The sequence below is a fragment of the Spongiibacter sp. UBA1325 genome (genome assembly GCF_002306875.1).
Classification (GTDB): domain Bacteria; phylum Pseudomonadota; class Gammaproteobacteria; order Pseudomonadales; family Spongiibacteraceae; genus Spongiibacter; species Spongiibacter marinus.
This window is the reverse complement of record NZ_DBTD01000009.1, coordinates 119,620-140,601: the sequence shown is the minus strand read 5'-3', so window position 1 is coordinate 140,601 and position 20,982 is coordinate 119,620. Positions and strand designations below refer to the sequence as shown.

Annotated in this window: 19 protein-coding genes; 5 read left to right on the top strand and 14 right to left on the bottom strand. The window is 56.0% G+C overall.

All coding sequences use genetic code 11. The features are described 5' to 3' along the window. Window positions 1–300 precede the first annotated feature (300 nt). Both B3K78_RS09155 and B3K78_RS09150 read left to right on the top strand, forming a co-directional pair. Complete coding sequence (locus tag B3K78_RS09155; protein ID WP_286695207.1) at window positions 301–2,841, top strand: TonB-dependent receptor; 2,541 nt, start codon at window positions 301–303, stop codon at window positions 2,839–2,841. Between the two features lie 596 nt (window positions 2,842–3,437). Then, complete coding sequence (locus tag B3K78_RS09150) at window positions 3,438–6,497, top strand: parallel beta-helix domain-containing protein (RefSeq protein WP_286695206.1); 3,060 nt, start codon at window positions 3,438–3,440, stop codon at window positions 6,495–6,497. Between the two features lie 43 nt (window positions 6,498–6,540). On the opposite strand, the gene B3K78_RS09145 is transcribed toward B3K78_RS09150, so the two are convergent. Further along, window positions 6,541–7,710 (bottom strand): alkane 1-monooxygenase, encoded by a 1,170-nt coding sequence (locus B3K78_RS09145; protein ID WP_286695205.1) that lies wholly within the window; start codon window positions 7,708–7,710, stop codon window positions 6,541–6,543. 102 nt (window positions 7,711–7,812) lie between these two features. Here B3K78_RS09145 and B3K78_RS09140 point away from each other — a divergent pair, with 102 nt between their 5' ends. Next, window positions 7,813–8,847, top strand: a complete 1,035-nt coding sequence (locus B3K78_RS09140; protein ID WP_286695204.1) for an AraC family transcriptional regulator — start codon at window positions 7,813–7,815, stop codon at window positions 8,845–8,847. Here B3K78_RS09140 and B3K78_RS09135 read toward each other — a convergent pair whose 3' ends face one another. The 10 genes from B3K78_RS09135 to B3K78_RS09090 form a co-directional block, all read right to left on the bottom strand. Next, window positions 8,848–9,186, bottom strand: coding sequence for a HopJ type III effector protein (locus tag B3K78_RS09135; RefSeq protein ID WP_286695203.1), 339 nt, complete (start codon window positions 9,184–9,186; stop codon window positions 8,848–8,850). 109 nt (window positions 9,187–9,295) lie between these two features. After that, a complete protein-coding gene (locus B3K78_RS09130; protein WP_286695202.1) occupies window positions 9,296–10,945 on the bottom strand; it encodes a TIGR03545 family protein in 1,650 nt (549 codons plus the stop codon). Between the two features lie 162 nt (window positions 10,946–11,107). Then, window positions 11,108–11,707, bottom strand: a complete 600-nt coding sequence (gene rdgB / locus B3K78_RS09125; RefSeq protein ID WP_286695201.1) for an RdgB/HAM1 family non-canonical purine NTP pyrophosphatase — start codon at window positions 11,705–11,707, stop codon at window positions 11,108–11,110. Window positions 11,708–11,710: 3 nt separating this feature from the next. Further along, window positions 11,711–12,181, bottom strand: coding sequence for a DUF4426 domain-containing protein (locus B3K78_RS09120; RefSeq protein ID WP_286695200.1), 471 nt, complete (start codon window positions 12,179–12,181; stop codon window positions 11,711–11,713). Between the two features lie 27 nt (window positions 12,182–12,208). After that, window positions 12,209–12,799 (bottom strand): methionine biosynthesis protein MetW, encoded by a 591-nt coding sequence (gene metW, locus B3K78_RS09115; RefSeq protein ID WP_286695641.1) that lies wholly within the window; start codon window positions 12,797–12,799, stop codon window positions 12,209–12,211. Further along, window positions 12,799–13,950, bottom strand: coding sequence for a homoserine O-succinyltransferase MetX (metX, locus tag B3K78_RS09110; RefSeq protein ID WP_027873270.1), 1,152 nt, complete (start codon window positions 13,948–13,950; stop codon window positions 12,799–12,801). The genes metW and metX overlap by 1 nt, the downstream gene beginning before the upstream one ends. 9 nt (window positions 13,951–13,959) lie before the next feature. After that, window positions 13,960–14,262, bottom strand: a complete 303-nt coding sequence (locus tag B3K78_RS09105; protein WP_286695199.1) for a DUF167 domain-containing protein — start codon at window positions 14,260–14,262, stop codon at window positions 13,960–13,962. A gap of 7 nt (window positions 14,263–14,269) precedes the next feature. Then, window positions 14,270–14,857, bottom strand: coding sequence for a YggT family protein (locus B3K78_RS09100; protein ID WP_286695198.1), 588 nt, complete (start codon window positions 14,855–14,857; stop codon window positions 14,270–14,272). A gap of 8 nt (window positions 14,858–14,865) precedes the next feature. Next, window positions 14,866–15,693: a pyrroline-5-carboxylate reductase gene (gene proC / locus B3K78_RS09095; RefSeq protein WP_286695197.1), complete on the bottom strand. Its 828-nt coding sequence runs from the start codon at window positions 15,691–15,693 to the stop codon at window positions 14,866–14,868. Window positions 15,694–15,887: 194 nt separating this feature from the next. After that, a complete protein-coding gene (locus B3K78_RS09090; protein WP_286695196.1) occupies window positions 15,888–16,646 on the bottom strand; it encodes a YggS family pyridoxal phosphate-dependent enzyme in 759 nt (252 codons plus the stop codon). A 99-nt stretch (window positions 16,647–16,745) separates the two neighbouring features. On the opposite strand from B3K78_RS09090, the gene B3K78_RS09085 reads away from it, so the two are divergent. Beyond that, entirely contained in the window at window positions 16,746–17,780 is a 1,035-nt protein-coding gene (locus tag B3K78_RS09085; RefSeq protein ID WP_027873266.1) for a type IV pilus twitching motility protein PilT, read from the top strand. 59 nt (window positions 17,781–17,839) lie between these two features. Then, entirely contained in the window at window positions 17,840–18,964 is a 1,125-nt protein-coding gene (locus B3K78_RS09080) for a PilT/PilU family type 4a pilus ATPase (RefSeq protein WP_239547484.1), read from the top strand. Window positions 18,965–18,975: 11 nt separating this feature from the next. Here the strand turns inward: B3K78_RS09080 and ruvX are convergent, their stop codons facing one another. The 3 genes from ruvX to B3K78_RS09065 form a co-directional block, all read right to left on the bottom strand. Beyond that, a complete protein-coding gene (ruvX, locus tag B3K78_RS09075) occupies window positions 18,976–19,404 on the bottom strand; it encodes a Holliday junction resolvase RuvX (protein ID WP_204994781.1) in 429 nt (142 codons plus the stop codon). 53 nt (window positions 19,405–19,457) lie between these two features. Then, the gene (locus B3K78_RS09070) at window positions 19,458–20,027 is read right to left on the bottom strand and encodes a YqgE/AlgH family protein (protein ID WP_204994780.1); all 570 of its coding nucleotides are present in this window, start codon (window positions 20,025–20,027) and stop codon (window positions 19,458–19,460) included. Window positions 20,028–20,095: 68 nt separating this feature from the next. Next, the gene (locus B3K78_RS09065) at window positions 20,096–20,980 is read right to left on the bottom strand and encodes an energy transducer TonB (RefSeq protein ID WP_286695195.1); all 885 of its coding nucleotides are present in this window, start codon (window positions 20,978–20,980) and stop codon (window positions 20,096–20,098) included. Between the last annotated feature and the right edge of the window lie 2 nt (window positions 20,981–20,982).

The following is a 20,982-nucleotide window of genomic DNA, read 5'->3' as shown; positions in this document are numbered from 1 at the left end:
TTCCCACTAAACGTCGCCGTTATTTGCGGAATTTGAGGGTAATTTCTTTGCATTGACTGAAAAAAATTAAAAAAAAGTAATTCATGCCAATGGTATGCACATGAAGATTGTGCATACTCACGCTGCGGGATGTTATAGAGGTTCGGTTTGCAGAGAGCGAGAGCATAATTCGCCGAGAGCGAACGTCCAAGTAAAAAAACAGGAAAACAACATTCTTGCCGCCTTACCGATAACAACAATATCGCCGGGTTTTCGTGGAGCTCGGTAACAGCTTTAACTTCTTGAAAAACGAGGGTCACAATGAAGAAACGGATCAGCGCCTTATTACCGTTAAGCTTGGTGGGTGGTCTCGCCCATGCAGCGCCGGTGCTAGAAGAGGTTGTCGTCACCGCTCAACTGCGCGAGCAGAGCCTGCAAGACGTGCCGGTATCGGTGAGCGCCATTGGTGGTGAGAAAATGATGGAGGCGGGCCTGGCGAAGATAGAAGACCTACAGGCCTATGTTCCCAACTTCACCATGTCTGAGTCCGGCATTGGTACCGATATTTACATTCGCGGTATCGGCTCTGGTGAGAACCAGGGCTTCGAGCAGTCGGTAGGTATGTATGTCGATGGTATCTACTTTGGTCGCGCTCAGTTGGCGCGTGCGCCATTCCTGGACTTATCCCGGGTGGAAGTGCTGCGCGGGCCGCAGAACATCCTGCTAGGTAAAAACAGCATCGCTGGTGCGATTAACATCAAAACAGCGGATCCCACCGAAGATTTTGAAGGTAACGTTCAGGTTACCTACGAGCCGGATCAGAACGAGCGCATTGTCGATTTGGTTGTCAGTGGCCCCATCAGTGACCGCTGGTCCTACCGTTTCGCCGCGCGTAAGCGCGAGCTCGATGGTTTTATGGAAAACCTCGTCCTGGATCGCGACGAAGCGCAGCGCGATGAAGAAACATTCCGCTTGAAGCTAGGCTGGGATGTCACCGATAACGTTACGGCGATGTTTAAAGTTGAAGCAGGTAGCTTCGACGTGGTGGGCCGAAACTCTGAAATCATCACTAATTACGAGTCCAACTCCGATGTGTTCCTGTTCCAAGGGCGTACCTACGGCGAAATCATGGACCGCACTGTCTTTCCTGACCTGGGTGGGCTAGGTGGTTTAGTTGGCCTTCTGCCGGCGCCAATTCTCAACCTTCTTCAATTGCAGCCGAATGGCTCCTTGGTTGATATTGACTCAGATGAAGGCGTACTGAACAACAAGGCCGATCGTAAGCGTCACAGCAATGGCGACTTTAGTTACAACGATACCTACAACTTTACCGCTAACCTGGATTGGTATCGTGACGACCATCAGTTCACGTCCATTACCGGCATTATGGGTTACGAGTACGACGAAGACTGTGACTGTGACTTTACCGGTGCTCCGCTGTTCCAGGTAGAGTTCCAGGAAGAATACAAGCAGTTCAGCCAAGAGTTCCGCTGGATCTCGCCCGCTGGCGAGACCTTTGAATTTATTGGTGGTGCCTACTTCCAGTACAGCGAGCTGGACTTCTTCGACTCGCTATACCTCCCCTCAGATATCATCCCGCAGCTTGTTAACGCGGCCGATTTGCTAGAAGGTGGTGCACGCGGTGACCTCGACCCACTAGCCGGTGCAACAGGCTTCGAGTTGTTGGGTGTGGGTGATGCGGGTAACGCACTGCGCGGTATTCGTACCCCACGTAACTTCTATAGCGAATCGAGCATCGCGTCGACCTTCCTGCAAACCACTTGGAATATGGCGGACACTTTCCGCATGACCTTGGGTGGCCGCCTAACCTGGGAGAATAAAGAAGCATCGCGTAACCTGAACTTTGCCTTAGACGATGGTTCTATCCAGCCTATTGGTGAGGTGGATACGGCTGCTGCGGTCAGCTTCGCTGCCGAGCGTCACGACCTCAAGGGCGAGCGCGAAGAGCTGCAATTCGCACCGTCGATCAACTTCCAGTGGGATGCCACCGATGAGTTGATGGCGTACTTCACGGCAAGTAAGGGCTTCAAGTCCGGTGGCTTCGACGCTCGTTCGAATTCTTCACCCAGCGCTGATCCCACGCCGATCAATCCCAATGCGCCAACAGGCACTAACCAGCAAGTGCTGATCGGTAGCTTCGAATTCGAAGAAGAGGAAGCATTGAGTTACGAACTGGGCTTTAAGTCGACACTGCTCGATGGCGCCGCAGAGCTGAACGTAGCGCTATTCCGCACCGAATTCGACAACCTGCAGGTCAGTGTCTTTGACGGCACCCTCGGCTTCAACGTGGGTAACGCGGCGAGTGCAATCTCACAGGGTATCGAGTTGGACGGCCGGATGGCATTGACCGAGAACCTGATGCTTGCCGGTGGCTTGGCCTTCCTTGATTTCGAGTTCCAGGACCACCAGTTCGGTACTTGTGTTCAGGATCAAATTCCGGACAACCCCAATGGCATCAACTGTGACTACAGCGGCAAGACTAACCAGTATGTTGCCGACTACTCCGGTAACTTGCTGCTGTCGTACGAGCGCCCGCTGTGGGATTTCCTGATGTTCCGCGCCAACGTGGATGCGATTTTCACCGACGAGTACCACCCTTCGCCCAATATGGATAACCGTATTAAGCAAGAAGCGTACATTACCTATAACGGCCGCTTGGCAATCTCCTCTATCGAAGGCGATTGGGAACTGGCCCTGTTGGGTAAAAACCTCAGTGATGAGCTGATCGTTGTTTACGGTGTTGATGCGCCCACCGCGAAAACCATCACCGGGGCGACCACGCACCACGGTTTGATCAACAACCCCCGCACTTTCGCCTTACAAGCCAGCTATCGCTGGTAGGGGCGCTCTCTCTCGCGCAGTGGCTTGCCGCTGTGCGAGAGGCATGTAACAATCCTACTCTCTGGACTGTGGTAACTGCGTATACCAATTATTTCCTGCTCGTCTAACGTATAACAAACGCCGAAAATCGGCGAATCCGAGCGAGAACAAGGTATACCGTTATGACACCCGGACTATTTTTACTTGCGTTCGCAGTCGCGCTTGTTGCTTGGCACTCTTTGATGCCGGTGCGCAGCGTTAAAGCGGCGAGTGCGCAAGAAAACGGCGATGCAAAGGATATTGATACGCGTCAGTAAGCTGGAGCAAGGATGTGCCGTCGCAGTTTTGGGACGGGTGACATCACATGACGGGACACTGCCGAAATGGGCGGCGGTGATCGAATACGATGACACCAAATTTACGGGGCCTTTTTAGGCCCCTTTTTTTATCCGCATTTTTCTTCTTTCAGTCCTTTACGGCATCAATTTATCAATTTATGTATTAGTGAGTATCTGATAGCCTTTCGGTCAAATTGCTGCTGAGGTGTGCAGATGTAGCTGCTATGGCACACCTAATGCATGAATGAGAATAACTATATTGGCCATAGGTAGTGAGTGATGATGCGGTATCTCGCGGGAATACTTTTATTATTAACGGCGCTGACAGGGTGTGGGGGCTCCGGTTCGAGTTCGTCGGGTGGCTCGGGCGATGTTCCGGGCGACAATGGTGGCGGTGACCAGGAGCCCGTTGTCGGCCGAACATTTGTCATTGAGCCGGGAGAGTCCGCCACCAATGATATGGTGACGGCGATGATCGCCGCCCGCCCCGGTGACACTATCGAATTTAGCGAAGGTTACTTTGAGCTGCGCTCAGGGCTGCAGATTTCCTCCACGGAAAATATTCACATCAAAGGCCAGGGGATGAACGAAACGATCCTGTCCTTCAAGGAGAGTAGTTCGCAAGAGGGCTTTTTAGCCAATACGGTCCGCGGGGTGGTTGTCGAGGATCTCACCGTTCTGGACTCGCCGGGCGACGCCTTTAAGCTCCAGGGTGTTGACCACGGCACCCTGCGTCGGGTGAGAGCCTTCTGGTCGAGTGGCCGCAATACCGCCGACGAAGACCCGGTGACGGCAGAAAATTACCGAGAAAAGCTCCAGGTTGCCTGTACCGATCCGGCGCGGCATAACCCGAATAACCCAAACCCCACTGAAACCGATACCACATCGCCGGATTACACCGTCAGTATTCTGTCGGGGCGCTACGGTATATACCCGGTCAATTCGCAGAATATCCTGGTTGAGAATGCGGAGTCTGTCGGTGCTTCAGATGCCGGGATTTACGTTGGTCAGACCGATAATGCGATCATTCGCAACAGTCGCGCGGCATTTAATGTCTTCGGGTTTGAGATCGAGAACGTGCGCGGCGGCGAATACATGGGCAATATTGCCGAGTGTAATACCGGCGGTTTCCTGATCTACGACCTGGATGGCCTAACTCGCTACGGCAGCCGCACGCGCATGTATCAAAATATTGCCCGCAACAATAACACGTACAACTTTGCTGAGCCGGGCAGTTTGGTCGCAAACGTTCCCCGGGGGGTCGGTATGATCACCCTCGGCTACGATAAAATCGACGTGTTCGATAACGTTTTCGAAGATCACGGCACAGCGGGTATCGTACACACCAGCTACGAGTTGATGGGGCCACCCGGTGATCGGCGCCTGGATATGTACACAGAGGGTGTGCATATTTTCAACAACACTTTTAAAAACAACGGTAATGATGTTCCCCAGCCGGATTTCGCGACAATCTTGGCGACAGAGGGCGAGCAGGTAACATCGGCGTTTCCATTGCTGGTTGGCTTAAAGGTGGCGGCCGCTACGGGCCAATACCGCGGCGCGCATATTGTTTGGGATGGCTATGCAGACAGCTACGACGAAAACTGCCCCTATCCTACAGATGATCAAGGCCAGCCTATCCCCCGGGATGAAGAGGGCAAGCCCATCTCCGGTAACCACTACCCCAACCCGGATTGCCGCTACAACGCTTACAAGTTTGATACCGCGACTGCCGAGCGCAAAAAGCCCCAGTGGTGGTTCTCTTGTATCGATGATGACAATAACTTCGATGGTGACAGCTTAGCCTACGCCAACTTCCACGGTACCGAGGGCTTGGAGTTGCTGCTTAATGCGCCACCAGAGTCAGCGGATGACCTTATCGAGGTGGTGCAAGGGCTGCAAGGTTTCGCTGCAGATACCGATATTAGCCCCCATAAATGTGACGATCAGTACGGCAGTAACTTGCCGTTATTGCCGCCTATTGTCATTCCTGAGTTTGAGCCGTCAGTCGCCGTTGATCCCGCGCCTACTCAGGCTGAGATCGACGCACTGTGCGAGGCATCCACCCCCGCGGGCGAGATCAATGCAGCGGCCTACCCCGTCAACTGTCCGCAGTTGGATCAGTATCAGCTATTCGCTGATGCGGAGGATCCACGGAGCATGCCCAACGGCCGCGGTGTGCCATTTGTCTTAAACAGCAAGCTGTTTTCCGACTACTCCACCAAGTATCGCGCAGTGTTTATCCCAGAGGGGGAGCAGGCCGTTTACCGAGATGGCGCCGATGGCAGCAATGCAACGATCCTGTTCCCGGTGGGAACAATTATCGCGAAGAGCTTTGCTTTCGCCGATGAAACCACCAACAGCGAAGAGGTGGTGGAGACGCGTTTGCTGATCAAGCGTAAAACCAGCAGCGAACAGGTTTACTGGGACGGTTTGGAATACATCTGGGAGCAGGAAAATGGTAAGCGGGTTGCCCGCCTCGCCCAGGGCGGAGGGGTTGCCAGCGTGTCGTGGAATTACCACGATGTAAACAGCGGTGAACTGTATAACGGCGCCACCGACGAATACCTACTGCCCAATGCGAATCAGTGTCTGAGCTGCCATTCGAATGACGATGCGGAAACCGGTGCGGCGCCGATCGGGCCCAAAGTGCGCAATCTGAATCGCCCGTTTGCCAGTGAATCGCCGATCAGTGCTGGCATTGAGCAACACCCGGTGAATGGTGAAAACCAGATCTTGTATTGGTGCCGCAACGGGCTGATGAAAAACTGCCCAGAGGGCTTGCAGCTCGATCCAGTCACTAGCTACATCACCAATATTGAAAGAAACCCGATCTTTAACGTTCCCGGCGACTCCGGTGCCGAAACGGATAGTGATGCCGATATTGAAGCCCGGGTGCGAAGCTATCTGGAGGTCAACTGCGCACACTGCCACAACCGTCGGGGTCTGGCTCAAAATACCGGCTTCTATCTGGATGTCTTTCGTGAGGTGAATGACACCTATGGGATTTGTAAGGGGCCGACTGCCAGTGGAACCGAGGGGCGCGGCGGCCGAGAGTATGACATCGTACCGGGAAGTGCCGCGGAGTCTATTCTGCCTTATCGGCTAGGGCCGGAGGCCACCAGCCTGGCAGCGAAGATGCCGCCCATTGCCAGAAGCACTGTCCACAGCGGCGCCTTTGCGCTGGTGAGCCAATGGATCAATGACGTCGTTGATAGTAGTTACGACAATGCCGATGCCTGTAACGGCAGTTCAGATGAGCCGGATGACTCGCCGACGTTACCGTTGTGTGCACCGGATCAAGTGCCGGGCATTGGTGGCGAGTGCCTGCCGCTGTAGTGATGAGCAAGGGGGCAAAAGGCCCCCTTTTTTTATGAGGCGGTTACGCGGCGAGCGCTAATTTCTTAGCGTATTTTTCGCGTTTGCCTGGCAGCACATTGATCTTTTCCAGGTCTCCGCCGGCCCATTCAATAACGCGTTTATCCATCACTTTGAACCACAGTGGTGGAATATATGCGAGCAAGAACATTTCGTAATAGCCCCATGGCAGCTGAGGCACGTCGTCGAAGTGGCGGAGGCATTGGTAGGAGCGGCTGGGGTGTGCATGGTGGTCAGAGTGGCGCTGCAGCTGGAAGGTAAACAGGTTTGATACCAGCGCATTTTGATTCCAGGAATGCTGTGGGCGAGGGGGCTCGTAGCGGCCACTGCTGTCTTTGCCGCGCAGCAAACCATAGTGCTCAATGTAGTTGGCCAGTGATAGGTTCATATGTCCCAACCATGCACTGAACAGAGCAAAGCCAAGAATCACAGGGCCAAACAGCAGGCCTATCGCCGTGAAAAAGCTGAGGCCGATGATCACGCCGGGTAGGATTTCATTTTCCAGTGACAAAACGGACTTGCCTTTCTTAGCCAGGCGCTCCGCTTCCAGCTTCCAGCCACGGTACCAGGTTAAAGGCTGCTCCCTGAGAATAAATTGGTAGAAAGTTTCGCCCATTTTTGATGAGGCGGGATCGTCAGGTGTCGCGACATAGCGGTGGTGACCGCGATTGTGTTCAACATTGAAGTGCGGCAGCGCGGCGATACCCAAGGCTAGGCTGGCCGCCCAGCGATCGCTGCGATTGCGCTTGTGGCCGAGTTCGTGGCCCAGATTGAGCAGGCCGCCGCCAAAGCCCATGCAGGAAACGGACAGTGCTGCCAAACCCCAGATCGACAGATCGGCCCACCACGCATAATAGATACCGGCGCAGAGCGCAGCGATAGAGCCGCCGAGTGCACAGAACAATGCGGCTTTGAAATAGCCGTCGGCCTCCAGTGCTGGAACGTCCTCTTCTGCATGGTTATTCGGATCTTGGCCGAGTAAGCGGTCGAGCAGGGGGACGCCGATGTAAAACAGCGGGTAGCCGATCATCAGCCACGCGACGTTGCCGGTGAGCTCGGCGGGGATAATGCCAATTAGTAATACCCAGGGCATCACGGCCGCGTTGACTAGCCACAGCCAGCGCAGGCGTTGTGTAAGGTCGGTAATCGACACGAAAGATGTGGTGTTTGCCATGAGATAGGTCTCCGCCTTGTTATTATCTTCGCCCAGCTTAGTCCGCCTTGTTAGAGCTGCCCATGTTGCGACTGACCTCTATTATTGTTAATTTCGGCCATCATGGATAAAAATAACAATTATGAGTCGGCAAACTACCATGCGCTGCGCCCCGCGCTGGGGCTACTCGTGTTGTGCCAGGCGCTCGATGAGCTGGCACTGGATACCGATGCCGTATTGGCCGCCACTCACCTGACTCGGGACTTTTTGGAAACGCCCGGCGCGTTGATACGTCGGGAGCAGGAAATCGCCTTTATCGAGCATGTGCTGGCCAGTAACCCGCGTGCCGACCTGGCGTTTCGTGTTGGCCTGCGCTACCACTACGGCGCCTTTGGTGTGTGGGGCTTGGCGCTGACCAGCAGCGAAAATTTAATACAGGCCTTTGAAGTGGCTCATGAGTTTATCGAGCTCACCCACAGTTTCGCGGGCCTGGAGCTGAAGCTTGATGGCGACATTGCCACGGTTGAGGTGCATGCTGATTACCCGGCCGGTCCGGTGAGAAACTTCGTTATTGAGCGTGATTTGGTGATCACTTTGATTATTGCCGCGGAAGCGGCAGGTCGACGATTGCCGGTCATTGATGTGGAGATCAGTTTGCCGAGGCCAGACTACGCGGCGGAATTGGAGCGAATGGCCGGCGTGCAGATTCAGTGGGCGGCGGAGCATACTCGCGCCCACATTCATCGCGAGGAATTACTGAAACCCCTGCCTCAGACAAACCCGATTACCTGGTCCGCCTGTGTGCGCCAATGCCGGGACCTGATTGCTCAGCAGCATGGTGAGCGGCCCTTCGAGATTCGCTTGCGTCAATTGATTGCCGAGAGCCATTTTGCGGGGATCAAAGTGGTGTGCCGCCGTTTGGGTGTTTCCGAGCGCACATTGCGGCGCCAACTGCGCGATGAGGGCCACAGTTTTCGCCAGCTTCAAGAAGATGTGCGCCGGGAGCTGGCCGAACAATGCTTAGCCGATCCTGCACTCAGCCTGGAAGCCATTGCTGAGCGCCTTGGTTACAGTGAAACGGCGAATTTCTGCCACGCCTTTCGTCGCTGGACCGGGCGTAGCCCGGGCGCCTACCGACGGGGGCTGCAGCCTTACTGACTACTTGGCGGTGAGCGCTTCGCCCTCAAAGGCGATGCCGGTCCAGCCGCTGCGCATAAAGTTGCGGATATTGGCGTGATCATCGCCGTCGGGGTGCTGAAGTACATCGATGCGATAATAGTCGCCGAAAGCCTGAAGTGTGGCCTGCTCGCTCAGCCCTTCGCGCAGGGCAAAGGCAAAAATTTTGCAGGAACCATTATTGCTGTTGGCGGCATTGTGCGTATCGCCGTTGCGAAAAGCCGTGGGCGTAAAGTCGAAGTTCGTGTCGATATACTCGATAACATCAGTAAATTGGGCGCTGCCGGCCTCCAGGGCCGCGAGCAAAGTGTCTTTGTTCATGGGGGTTCCGATATATGGCTAAACGGGGCAGGGAAGTATAGCGGGCCTGCTTCGATGAGTCAGTGCAAGGCAGGCCCGGGGCGACGTAGGACTACAGCATGACACAGAGCTACAGCATTTTGCGCGCCAGTTCCTGCATCAAGGCTTCCATTGCCGCTTCGCGGTCGCCGAGCAGGTCTTTGTAACCGGCCAACAATTCGCGCTTTTCTTGCAGCTGGTTAAGCTCGCTGCCGTATTTGTTTTGAATATCAGACTTTAGCGAGGCCTCCAGCTCTTTCAGTTGGCCCTTCAACTCTTCGCCCAGAACGTCGCCCAAAATGCTGTCAAGGTTGGACTTGAGCTTAACGATGGGGTCGTCGACGCTGCCATTCACGCGCATGTCCATCACCAGCTTGCTGACACCCTCCAGCGCGCGAGCCAGGCGTTGCGCGGTTGGGTTTTCGCCGCCCGCACTGGCCACGAGAATTTTAGCTTGGTTGACCAGGCCTTTTACCGAGCCGCTAAGATCGTCGCCATTGAGAGAGAAGTTCGCGGCAATATCGGCCAACCCCTGCTCGAGCTGGAGCGGCAGCTGCGGGCTTTGTGAGAGCGCGATACCTGACAGCAGCAGCTGCTTGAGGGTCATGCTTACGTTGGCGCTCATGGCATCATTTTGCTGCTTAAACAGACCGTCGATGAGCAATTGCGCCTGCTCCTCAACACCGCCTTGCAGTTTCATGGCAATGGGCTTTTCAAGCTTGTCGGTTATGTCTTCAATCTTTCCGTTGTAAGCCAGCTTTTGCTCGCCAACCATTTGGTAGCCGTCGATCAGCACTTCGCGAATCAGTATGCTGACGGGCAGTTCGCTGCTGCCGGCGGGTTCGCTGGGCGCAGAGGATTCCTTCGCGGCGAGCTCTCCCATCGTTTGCTTATAAAGCGTTAGGCCGCGCTGCACGAACTTTGTCGCATCGTCACCCAGCAGGAAGCGCAACATGCCGTCGGTGCCTTGGTCTACGCCATACTTGCTCATAATGCGCTGCGACTGTGCAGCGGGCAGCCGGGCTGCGCGTGAACTTAAGGCTTTGGCGGTATCCACGTCGGCGGAAATTTCCTTATTCAGCCCTTTGAATTGTTTGAGCTCGTCTTTGATGTCATCGCGTAGCTGTTTGGCACCGGCAATGCGCTCAAAGGTGTTCTTCTCTTTCAGTGCCTCCCAGCGCGCTTTAAATTCGTCGAGGCGCTCCTGTTTAGGAAGCGTCTTTGATTTCTCTTGCCACTTTTCCTCCAGGGTTTTGAAGCCGTTTTCGATCTCCTCCACCTCTGCCTGAATAATCGCCTGCTCTTCGGCCATAATGGCATTGGCGTCGGGCAGCTCAATGCTGGGCAATCCGCCTTCTTCTTTGGGCTTGGCGGGCGGCATGCTGCCGTCGAGGGTACCCGGCGTGCTGCGTTCGGTGGCCATCTGCAACCCGGACAATAAGACCTGATCGGCGATAAACTGACGCTTGATCAGCGCCGTGCTGTCGACGTCGGCCGACACCTTCTCGCTTTCCAGTAGGTTGCTCATCGGTTCATTGGGGTTGGCGACGGTCAATCCGTACAGGGCGACATGGGTCGGATAGAGCTGGATATCAACGTCGTCGACATTGACTTTGGCGCCGACGGCTTTGCTGCCTTCGCTCTCTATCGCCCACTTGGCGATAGGTTCCAGTGCAAAGGCCACTGTGGCGACGATAATAACGACCAATAGTAATAGGCCGCGCAGTATCCATTTCATCATGCGCTTACACTCCTTATTGTGGTGCGGGCAGGTGTTTACCCAGTAGTGGTGACAGCATAGCGATTCCCTTGTGACCTCGAAACCGCCATTTTGCTCAATTGTGACGCGGAGATAGCCGCCGGTTCGCGGGCGTGGCGGTCAGCCAATGTGGCGGGGGGCTGCTTAGCTGCCGCCGAATTCGGTGGGCAGGCGCTTCACCAGCTGAGAAACGGCGAGGCCGCGGTGACTGAGGCGGTTTTTTTGCTCGGGGGGCAACTCCGCCGCGCACTTGTTTAGCGCGGGGATAAAAAAATGGGGGTCGTAGCCAAAGCCGTTTTCGCCTCGTGGTGTATCCACAACCTCACCCAGCCAGCGGCCCTCGCAAATGATCGGGGCGGGGTCTTCTGGGTGGCGAACAAATACCAGCGCGCAGTGGAAGTGGGCTTTGCGTTGGCGGATGCTGGCCAGATCGCGCAGCAGCTTGGCATTGTTGTCGGCGTCTTTCGCGCCGGCACCGGCATAGCGGGCCGAATAGATGCCGGGTGCGCCGCCCAGCGCGTCGACACACAGCCCGGAGTCATCTGCCAGTGCTGGCAGGCCGGTTTGCAGGGCGGCATTGCGCGCTTTAATCAGGGCATTCTCAACAAAGCTCAGGCCGTTTTCCTCAGCCTCTTCAACCTGCAGGTCGCGCTGGCTGATCATTGAAAAACGCTCACCCAAAAGCTGGCTGAATTCGGCGAGTTTGCCAGCGTTGCCTGTGGCGACGACAATTTTTAAGGTCATGCCTTAATTCTCTATATGCAGGGTTTTATTGAACTGAATATCGTAGGGCTGGGGGCGGGTGGTGGTGTTCACGCGCAGGCGGAAATCGCGGGTTTCCTGTTTGCCATCAATGGACAGCTCGGCGATGTAATAAATAGCATCCTGCTCGATGACTTCTCTAAAGTTCAGCGGCGTTCGGTGTATCAGGTCTGAGCTGCTGCCACTGACTGTGGCCCGGATAGGCTCGCTTGTGCCATCGCTGGCATGTCGAACCGATACATTGACGAGGAATTTGTCCTTGCCGCGCGTAATGCCATAGCTTCGGGCAACCTCAGGGGTGAGAAAACCGGTGTTGAGAACATTGAAGTAAACGGTGTCAGCGCCGAAGGTTTGCGACGTGGGCGGCGACACCGGCGCGGCGGCGTCTTGGGCGAGGCTGGGCCATGCACACAGGCCTACAATCATCAGCATTACGAGTTGGCGGGCTGCGCTCATGTTCATTTCCTTGCCGTTTGCAGTGGGTTATTTACTAATATGGTAGACCGCCGTCACCCCGAGCACATTGGGAAAGCGCTGGGCGAGGGCCCCTTGCGTGTTGTCTCCGCTGACTACGCTGCTGTTGAGAATGCGGATGAATTTTTCGTCGCACAGGGCTTCAAAGTCGCGCACGGTACAAAAGTGGATATTGGGCGTGTCGTACCACGTGTAGGGTAAAAACTTACTCACCGGCATTCGTCCGCGCCCCGTGAGGTGCCAACGGCTGCGCCAGTGGCCAAAGTTCGGGAATGTGACGATGCACTCGCGGCCGACCCGCAGCATTTCGTCGATAACGAGATGGGGATAGCGCAGCGTTTGCAGGGCCAGCGTCATCACCACAACATCGAAGCTGTCGTCGCGAAAATTCCCCAGGCCAGTGTTGAGGTCGTGCTCGATAACATCCACGCCCTTGCTCAGCGCTTCGGTAATATTATCGGGGTCGATTTCCAGGCCCAAGCCGGAAACTTGCTTCTCTTCAGCCAGGGTTTTGAGTAGTGTGCCGTCGCCGCAGCCCAGGTCAAGGACCCGGGCGCCGGGCTTGATCCAGGGCTGGATCAGGGTCAGGTCAAAGCGCATCACAGGCCCTCCGCTACACGTTTCATGTAGGCGTTGAATACCGCCATATAGCGCGGGATGGGAATCAAAAACGCATCGTGTCCGTGATTCGCCTCAATTTCTGCATAGCTAACGGATTTGCCCGCCGCGACTAAGGCATCGACGATTTCTCGCGACCGGTCCGGGGCAAAGCGCCAATCCGAGGTAAATGACATCACCATAAATCGGCACTTGGCGTGGCTGAATGCCGCGACCGGATCGTCGTCGTACTCACGAGCCAAGTCGTAGTAGTCCAGTGCCTTCGTCATCAATAAATAGGTGTTGGCGTCGAAGCTTTCGGCAAAGCGCGAACCCTGGTGGCGCAGGTAGCTTTCTACCTGGAACTCCACGGGCCCTTGGGAGCCGAGTTTTAAGTCTCCGGCCTTGAGGTCGCGGCCGAATTTTTCCTTCATGCCGTCGTCGGACAAATAGGTAACGTGACCGATCATCCTGGCCAGTGCCAGGCCCTGGCGGGGCAGCGTGTCGTGCTCTAGATAGCGGCCCTGGTGAAAGTTGGGATCGGAGCAAATGGCATTGCGAGCGATCTCGTTGAAGGCGATATTCTGCGCCGACAGCTTCATTGCCGAGGCGATCACGACGCAGTGGCGCATGGCATCGGGGTACTCCAGTGCCCAGCGCATCGCCTGCATACCGCCGAGACTGCCACCGATAATGGCGGCCCATTGCTCAATGCCAAAGTGCGCCATCATCAGGCGTTGGCTCTCCACCCAGTCGCGACAGCGCAAAGGCGGGAAGTCCGGCCCCCAGGGCTTTCCGGTTTCCGGATTGATGGAGGTGGGGCCGGTGGAGCCGTGGCAGCCGCCGATATTGTTAATGCTGAGCACGAAGAACACATTGGTGTCGATCGGCTTTCCAGGCCCAATGCAGCTGTCCCACCAGCCGGGCTTGCGCTCATCAGGGTGGTGTCGCCCCGCGGCGTGATGGTGGCCGCTGAGTGCGTGGCAGATCAGAATGGCATTGCTGCGCGCGGCATTTAGCTCGCCGTAGGTTTCAAAAACGATATCGTGTTCGGGCAGGCTGCGACCACAGGAGAGCGCCAGTGGCTGATCAAAATGCAGGGTCTGTGGCGTGACGATGCCGACGCTGTCTTGTTGCTCTGGCTGGTGTGTCACCTTCCTGAATTACCCCTTGTTAACGGCGGTGATGTGCAAATTTTCCGGCAGCTTGCCGGGTGTTTGAATTCTAAGGGTTTTTTGTCGACTTTGCGCGCCTGACGACAGGCTGACCTGGGCTTTTTTTACCCCGAATTGGGCCGCGAGAAAGGCGCAAAGTGCCCGATTGGCTTCGCCGTCTACCGCCGCTGCCCGCAATCGCACCTTCAGGCGCTCGCCATGATGCCCGGCAAACTCTTCGCGACTGGCCCCCGGCTGCACGTGGCAGCGCAATATTAGCGTATCGTCCTGCCAGGAATAAAAGTCTGCCACTGGGCTGCTACAAACCCATTACCAGTGCGGGGTGAAGGCCGACGGACGCCCCCATATGGCGGAGCAGAACTTCCAAAACATTAATACTCAGAAACACCAGTATTGGCGAAAGGTCGAGTCCGCCGAGTGGTGGTATTAACTTGCGAAACGGCGCCATGACCGGCTCGGTGATTTGGTAGAGCAATTGCGCGCCGGGGTTGTAGCTACCCTGAGCCACCCAGCTAAGGATAATGCTGCCGATGATGGCGAAGAAATACAGGTTAAGAACCATCGCGCACAGGCCAATGACTGACCAGAGCAGAATTTGCGCAGGGTTTGGGAATACGCCGAACAAAATTTTGCACAGCAGCGTAATGCCTATTGCCTGCACCGCAAAGGCGAGTAACAACGATGCGCTGTCGATGCGGCCCAGCGGCGGCAGTAAACGGCGCAGGGGCAGCACTAGCGGGTTGCTGAGTTTCACAATGGCCTGACAGATCGGGTTGTAAAAGTCGGCCCGCACCAGCTGCAAAATTAACCGCAGCATAAAGACCAGCAGGGTCAGGCTGATAAGCGTGTTAAGCAGTAAATAGGAAATATCATTGAATGCTGACATGGCTGGTTTTATTCCCCTTCGAGCTCTCGGCCCAGTTCTTCGGCCCGCAAGGCCGCACCGCTGAGTGCGGCGTCGACGAGTTGGCGAAAGCCGCCGTCTTCAAAAATAGTGATCGCGCGCTCAGTCGTGCCCTTTGGTGAGGTGACGCGGCGGCGTAGCTCGGCGACATCCACATCGCCCTCCAGTGCCATTCTGGCGGCACCAAGGGCCGTTTGCTGGCTGAGCTTGGCGGCTAGTTCGCTGCTTAGTCCCAGCTTTTCACCGGTGGCTTGCATCGCTTCCATCAACAGGAAGAAGTAGGCCGGGCCACTGCCAGATACCGCGGTAACGGCGTCCAGATCCGCTTCGCTGTCTACCCAGAGCGCCAGGCCCGTGGCCCGCATAATTTTTTCTGCCAACTGGCGCTGTTGCTCGGAGACGGCATCATTGGCATAGAGCCCTGTTGCGCCGCAGCGAAGTAGCGCGGGGGTATTGGGCATGCAGCGCACGATTGCTAAATCGCCGCCAAGCCAGCGGTTTAGGCTGTCGCTGGTGATGCCTGCTGCAATACTGATGACCATCGGGCGATGTTGCTGCACCAGTGCGCTGATTTCGCCGGCAACGGTTTTCATAAGTTGCGGTTTGACCGCCATAACGATCACATCGCAACCGGGAATGATCGCGTGGTTGTCTTGGCTGGTTTGAATATTGCCCAGCGCTGACAGCTTGGACAGACTGTCGGCGTTGGGGTCGCCCGCGCGAATATTCTCAGCGTCGATGCCACTGGCGAGCAGTCCGCCGATAATACTGGCAGCCATATTGCCGCCGCCAATGAATCCGATTGTTGCTGTGCTCAACGAGAACCTCCGGTGCTATCTTGCCGCGCTGGCAAGGCGAATAGGCCAGCGAGTATATCAGGCTGCAAATGGGGGCTGAAGTTAGGGGCTGTTCACACTCACTAAATTATCGCTGCTGGCGCTGACTTTCAGCCCGGCTTACGTCCTTAAGCCATTTCAGACAACGTCGGTTGCGTGATGAATGTGGGCGCGCCCTAATTCGTGGCGGGTGTTCGCGGGCCAAAGATGGCAGTGCCGACGCGCAGCAGGGTAGAGCCCTCGAGAATGGCGGCGTCAATATCACCGGACATCCCCATCGACAGCGTGTCGAGGGTGAGCTCGGGTAGCGCTGATGCGATTTGATCGCGAAGTTGCCGAAGTTGCGCAAACGCTTGCCGCTGCTCGGCAAGGTCGATGCTGGCGGCGGGGATGGCCATGAGGCCGCGGAGTCTGAGCCCCGGCAGTGCAGCGACGCCTCGGGCGAGATCCAGTGCGTCGCTGGGTAATACCCCCGACTTTGTGGTTTCCTCACTAATGTTGACCTGCAAGCAAATATTCAGCGGGGCTAGTGATGCTGGCCGCTGATCGCTGAGTCGACGGGCGATCTTGAGTCGGTCAACACTGTGCACCCAAGAGAAATGTTCGGCGATCTCGCGGGTTTTATTGGATTGTATCGGGCCAATGAAGTGCCAGCAGATATCGAGGTGGCTCAGTGCTTGTTGTTTTTCCCTGGCCTCTTGCAGATAGTTTTCGCCGATATTATCCAGGCCGTTGGCCACTGCGTCGGCAACTTCGTCGGCATTGCGGGTTTTGCTTACCGCTAGCAGGGTAATTTCTGCTGGATTGCGCCGCGCATCAGCGGCACATTGAGCAATGTGCGCTCGCAGGGATGCTATATTTGAAGACAGTGCCTGGGAGTGAGTCATCGCTATTTTTTGCTCCACGTCGCGTTGTGGTTGATAGGGTGCTGCCATAATAAAAGCATTGTGTTGGCGCGCTGCGGTAACGCATTATCCTACTACGCATAATAATAGAGAGCGGCAGCCTGCCCATTGCTGTAACTAAGGAGAATCATGGATATTACAGAGTTGCTGGCGTTTAGCGCCAAGCAAAATGCCTCGGATTTACACTTGTCTGCCGGCCTGCCGCCGATGATTCGTGTCGATGGCGATGTGCGGCGCATCAATGTGCCGCCCATGGAGCACCGCGAAGTTCACAGCTTGATTTACGAGATTATGAACGACCGCCAGCGGCGTGACTACGAAGAATTCCTCGAAACCGACTTCTCCTTTGAGGTGCCCGGTGTTGCCCGCTTCAGGGTAAATGCCTTTAACCACAACCGCGGCGCTGGCGCGGTATTTCGGACAATTCCGTCGAAGGTGCTGACCCTTGAAGACCTGGGTATGGGCAAGGTCTTTCAGGACGTATCCATGTTGCCGCGCGGGCTGGTGTTGGTGACGGGCCCCACGGGTTCGGGTAAGTCGACGACACTCGCGGCGATGATCGACTATATCAACGACAACAAGTTTGACCATATTCTAACTATTGAAGACCCCATAGAATTTGTACACGAGTCGAAGAAATGCCTGGTGAACCAGCGCGAGGTGCACCGCGACACACACGGCTTTAACGAGGCACTGCGCTCGGCGCTGCGTGAAGACCCCGATATCATCCTGGTGGGGGAGCTGCGCGATTTGGAAACCATTCGTTTGGCACTGACGGCCGCTGAAACCGGGCACCTGGTATTCGGGACCCTGCACACCACCTCTGCGGCAAAAACCATTGACCGGGTTGTCGACGTATTCCCAGGGGAAGAGAAGTCTATGGTGCGCTCCATGCTCTCCGAATCGCTGCAGGCGGTTATCTCGCAAACACTGCTGAAGAAACCGGAGGGCGGAAGGGTTGCTGCCCATGAGATTATGATTGGCACGCCCGCCATTCGTAATTTGATTCGTGAAGACAAAGTCGCGCAAATGTATTCAGCCATCCAGTCTGGGGCGAATGTTGGTATGCAGACGATGGATCAATGCCTGAAAGAGCTGCTGTCCAAGCGGCAGGTCACGCGCGATGCGGCTAAATTAAAAGCGCGCTTCCCCGAGAATTTTTAGAATAAGAGGGCGCGAGCGCCGAGGAGAGTAGGGTGGAAATCGAGAAGCTGCTGCGCATCATGCAGGAAAAAGGCGCTTCAGACTTATTTATTTCGGCAGGGGTGCCACCTTCGGTGAAGCTCAATGGCCAGCTGATTCCCATGAGCAGTAATGCCCTGAGCCCCGAGCAGGCTCGGGAAGTTGTGCTGGGCGTGATGAATGAGCAACAGCGCCGCGAGTTTGTTCGCGATAGAGAGTGTAACTTCGCCATCAGTTCGCGGGGCATTGGTCGCTTCCGTGTCAGTGCCTTTTACCAGCGTAATCTGGTGGGGATGGTATTACGCCGAATTGAAACGCGCATTCCCACCACCGATGAGCTTGGGCTGCCGGATACGATCAAGGATCTGGCGATGACCAAGCGCGGGCTAATTATCTTTGTCGGTGCGACGGGAACGGGTAAATCAACGTCGCTGGCATCGATGATCGGTCACCGCAACGAAAACTCGCGCGGCCACATTATCACCGTGGAAGACCCCATCGAATTTGTGCATCAGCACCGTGGTTGTATCGTTACTCAGCGCGAGGTGGGCATTGATACGGAGTCCTTTGAAGTGGCGCTGAAGAATATGCTGCGCCAGGCACCGGATGTCATCATGATCGGTGAGGTGCGCTCGCGGGAAACCATGGAGCACGCCATCACCTTTGCTGAAACCGGGCATTTGTGTCTCTGCACCCTGCACGCCAACAACGCCAACCAGGCACTCGACCGAATCTTGCATTTCTTCCCCCCTGAGCGTCACAGTCAGCTATGGATGGATTTGTCATTGAACCTGCGGGCGATGGTGGCGCAACAGCTGCTGCCGACCCGCGATGGTCAGAGCCGCCGCGCTTGTGTGGAAATACTGCTTAATACACCCCTGGCCGCGGATTTGATTCGCAAGGGCGAAGTGGCCGCGTTGAAAGACCTGATGCGCCAGTCCACCGAGCAGGGGATGCAAACCTTTGATCAAGCCTTGTACGACCTTTACGTGGCGGGTGAAATTACTTACCAGGATGCCATCGCTCACGCGGATTCGGCGAACGATCTGCGGCTGCTGATCAAGCTGGGCGCCGACAACGACGTTGACCAGATGCACAGTGCGGCGGGTAACTTGACGATGCAAGAGGTGGAAAAGGACACCCCGGGCGGCATTGGCCGCCGCTAGATTGCAGGGGGCTAATTTTGCCCCTGCTCCCGCATCCAGCTTTCCAAGATGATCGCAGCACTGAGTCCGTCGACGCCGCGGTCTTTGAAAGCCTGATTGCCTGCCTGCTCAATCAGCTCCCCTTTGGCTTCGAAGCTGGACAGTCGTTCGTCAGCAAAGTCGACTGCAACGCCAAAGCGACCGTGAATGCGGTTGCCGAACTTTCGCGCGCGCTGACACATTTCTGACTCGCTACCATCCATATTTAACGGTAGCCCGACGACCACGGTTTGCGGTTGCCATTCTTTCAGTAGCGCCTCAATTTCATGCCATTGCGGAATGCCATCTTTGGCGCGCAGCGACTTCAGTGCTGACGCGCTGCCGGTGAGGCTTTGGCCCACGGCGCAACCAATCCAGCGGAGTCCATAGTCAAAGGCGAGATAACGTTGTGCTGCACTCATAAGGGTAGTTTTCTATTGGGGAGGCGGCATTGTAGCGCAGCGAAGGGCCTTCTTCAGGCGTGGCCGCTATCGGAGCCGAGCTGGGCGAAATTAATGCCGAGTTTCGCCAGTGCAGCATCGACACGTTGATCGGCAGGCGTATCGAAAATAACTTTATCGTCAGCGGGTAGTGACAGCCAGGCATTGTCGGCGAGCTCTTCCTCTAATTGGCCGGGCGCCCAGCCAGCATAGCCAAGGGCAATGAGTGTGTCAGCGGGGCCGCTGCCACGTGCGATAGCGTCGAGGATGTCCAGTGAGGTGGTAAGCGCCAGTTTGGGGCTGATTTCAAGGCTGGCATCCCAGCGCTGTTTGTCGCGGCGATGCAAAACAAAACCGCGGTCTGTATGAACGGGACCGCCGGCAAAGACGGGCTGTTTGCGGTGTTGCCCGGGTTCGTCAAAGTCGAGCTGGGCCAGAATTTCCTCAACATCCATATCCAGCGGCCGGTTGACGATTAAGCCCATAGCGCCATTCTCGTCGTGCTCGCAGAGATACACCAGGCTATGGGCAAAAATGCCTTCGCCGAGGTTGGGAAGGGCGACAAGGAAGTGATCCTGCATTGACGAAAAGGTGGGCTCAGCCATAACAGCTCCGAGGCAAGCAGTTAGCGCAGTAAGTTTTAGTATGGGGTAATTTTTGCCAATCTCAAGCGCTAGCGGCTGTTCGCGCGCAGACTGTTGCGCTCGAAGCGCCAGGTGCGAACGATGCCCAGGCGATTTTTGCCATCGAGCACATCTTTGGGAATGGCTTCGTAGGGGGCCGCAAGTCTGACGATTCGGTTCGCCGCCTTGTCGAGCTCCGGGTGGCCAGAGCTACGCATAATTCTCACCTCATCGATACGGCCGTCAGGGAAAAGCATAAGCAGCATGCGTAGCTCGCCAGTCAGGCCTTGTTTTCGGGCGCTTTCCGGGTAGTGCAGGTTTCCAATATGCTCAACATGTGACTCCCAGCGGTCCAGATACAAGGCGTCGGGTGAGCCGCGGGTTGCGACGGAGGTGATAAATTTCGGCCTGGGCATGCTGGCATAGGCCTGGTTTAGGTGGTCAAGTTGGGCTTCGAGCGCCGCGATGTTCTCGCTCAGCTCGGTCATATCGTCATCGCCATTGAGAGGCTGCGGCTGGCGCTTATCGGTGTTTTGGTCCGTAGTGATGTGCTGCGCACTGGCGTTGCGACTGTGGAGAATGGCGCGATTTTCACTGGCCTGCTGGGCCTTCGCTTGTTTGAAAACGTGTTCAGGTGGCGCGCTATTATCGTGAAAGGCGCTATCTATCCGGCTGCTAAGCTCTGCTTTGTCCTTCAGGCTGCCGCTGCCTAATTGGTCGTGCTGGGCAATATAGTCGGCCTTTTCCGGCGCATTTTCGCTTTGATATTGCGCGAGCGTGACCTCGAGGCTGGGGAGTTTTGGATCACTGCTCAGCGCAGAAAAGCTGATGCCCAAAATAAGTGCTGCGTGCAGCGCCGCTGCGAAACAGAAAATAAAGCCGAGGCGCTCGGGCGAGTCCGAACGCTCTTCGTGAATAGGGAAGGCGACGGCCATGG

Excerpts from the sequence above, each read along its gene's own strand:
- B3K78_RS09155 (WP_286695207.1), top strand. The coding sequence starts at position 301 with ATGAAGAAACGGATCAGCGCCTTATTACCGTTAAGCTTGGTGGGTGGT.
- B3K78_RS09150 (WP_286695206.1), top strand. The coding sequence starts at position 3,438 with ATGATGCGGTATCTCGCGGGAATACTTTTATTATTAACGGCGCTGACA.
- B3K78_RS09145 (WP_286695205.1), bottom strand. The coding sequence starts at position 7,710 with ATGGCAAACACCACATCTTTCGTGTCGATTACCGACCTTACACAACGC.
- B3K78_RS09140 (WP_286695204.1), top strand. The coding sequence starts at position 7,813 with ATGGATAAAAATAACAATTATGAGTCGGCAAACTACCATGCGCTGCGC.
- B3K78_RS09135 (WP_286695203.1), bottom strand. The coding sequence starts at position 9,186 with ATGAACAAAGACACTTTGCTCGCGGCCCTGGAGGCCGGCAGCGCCCAA.
- B3K78_RS09130 (WP_286695202.1), bottom strand. The coding sequence starts at position 10,945 with ATGATGAAATGGATACTGCGCGGCCTATTACTATTGGTCGTTATTATC.
- rdgB (WP_286695201.1), bottom strand. The coding sequence starts at position 11,707 with ATGACCTTAAAAATTGTCGTCGCCACAGGCAACGCTGGCAAACTCGCC.
- B3K78_RS09120 (WP_286695200.1), bottom strand. The coding sequence starts at position 12,181 with ATGAGCGCAGCCCGCCAACTCGTAATGCTGATGATTGTAGGCCTGTGT.
- metW (WP_286695641.1), bottom strand. The coding sequence starts at position 12,799 with ATGCGCTTTGACCTGACCCTGATCCAGCCCTGGATCAAGCCCGGCGCC.
- B3K78_RS09100 (WP_286695198.1), bottom strand. The coding sequence starts at position 14,857 with ATGTCAGCATTCAATGATATTTCCTATTTACTGCTTAACACGCTTATC.
- B3K78_RS09090 (WP_286695196.1), bottom strand. The coding sequence starts at position 16,646 with ATGGCAGCACCCTATCAACCACAACGCGACGTGGAGCAAAAAATAGCG.
- B3K78_RS09085 (WP_027873266.1), top strand. The coding sequence starts at position 16,746 with ATGGATATTACAGAGTTGCTGGCGTTTAGCGCCAAGCAAAATGCCTCG.
- B3K78_RS09080 (WP_239547484.1), top strand. The coding sequence starts at position 17,840 with ATGCAGGAAAAAGGCGCTTCAGACTTATTTATTTCGGCAGGGGTGCCA.
- ruvX (WP_204994781.1), bottom strand. The coding sequence starts at position 19,404 with ATGAGTGCAGCACAACGTTATCTCGCCTTTGACTATGGACTCCGCTGG.
- B3K78_RS09070 (WP_204994780.1), bottom strand. The coding sequence starts at position 20,027 with ATGGCTGAGCCCACCTTTTCGTCAATGCAGGATCACTTCCTTGTCGCC.
- B3K78_RS09065 (WP_286695195.1), bottom strand. The coding sequence starts at position 20,980 with ATGGCCGTCGCCTTCCCTATTCACGAAGAGCGTTCGGACTCGCCCGAG.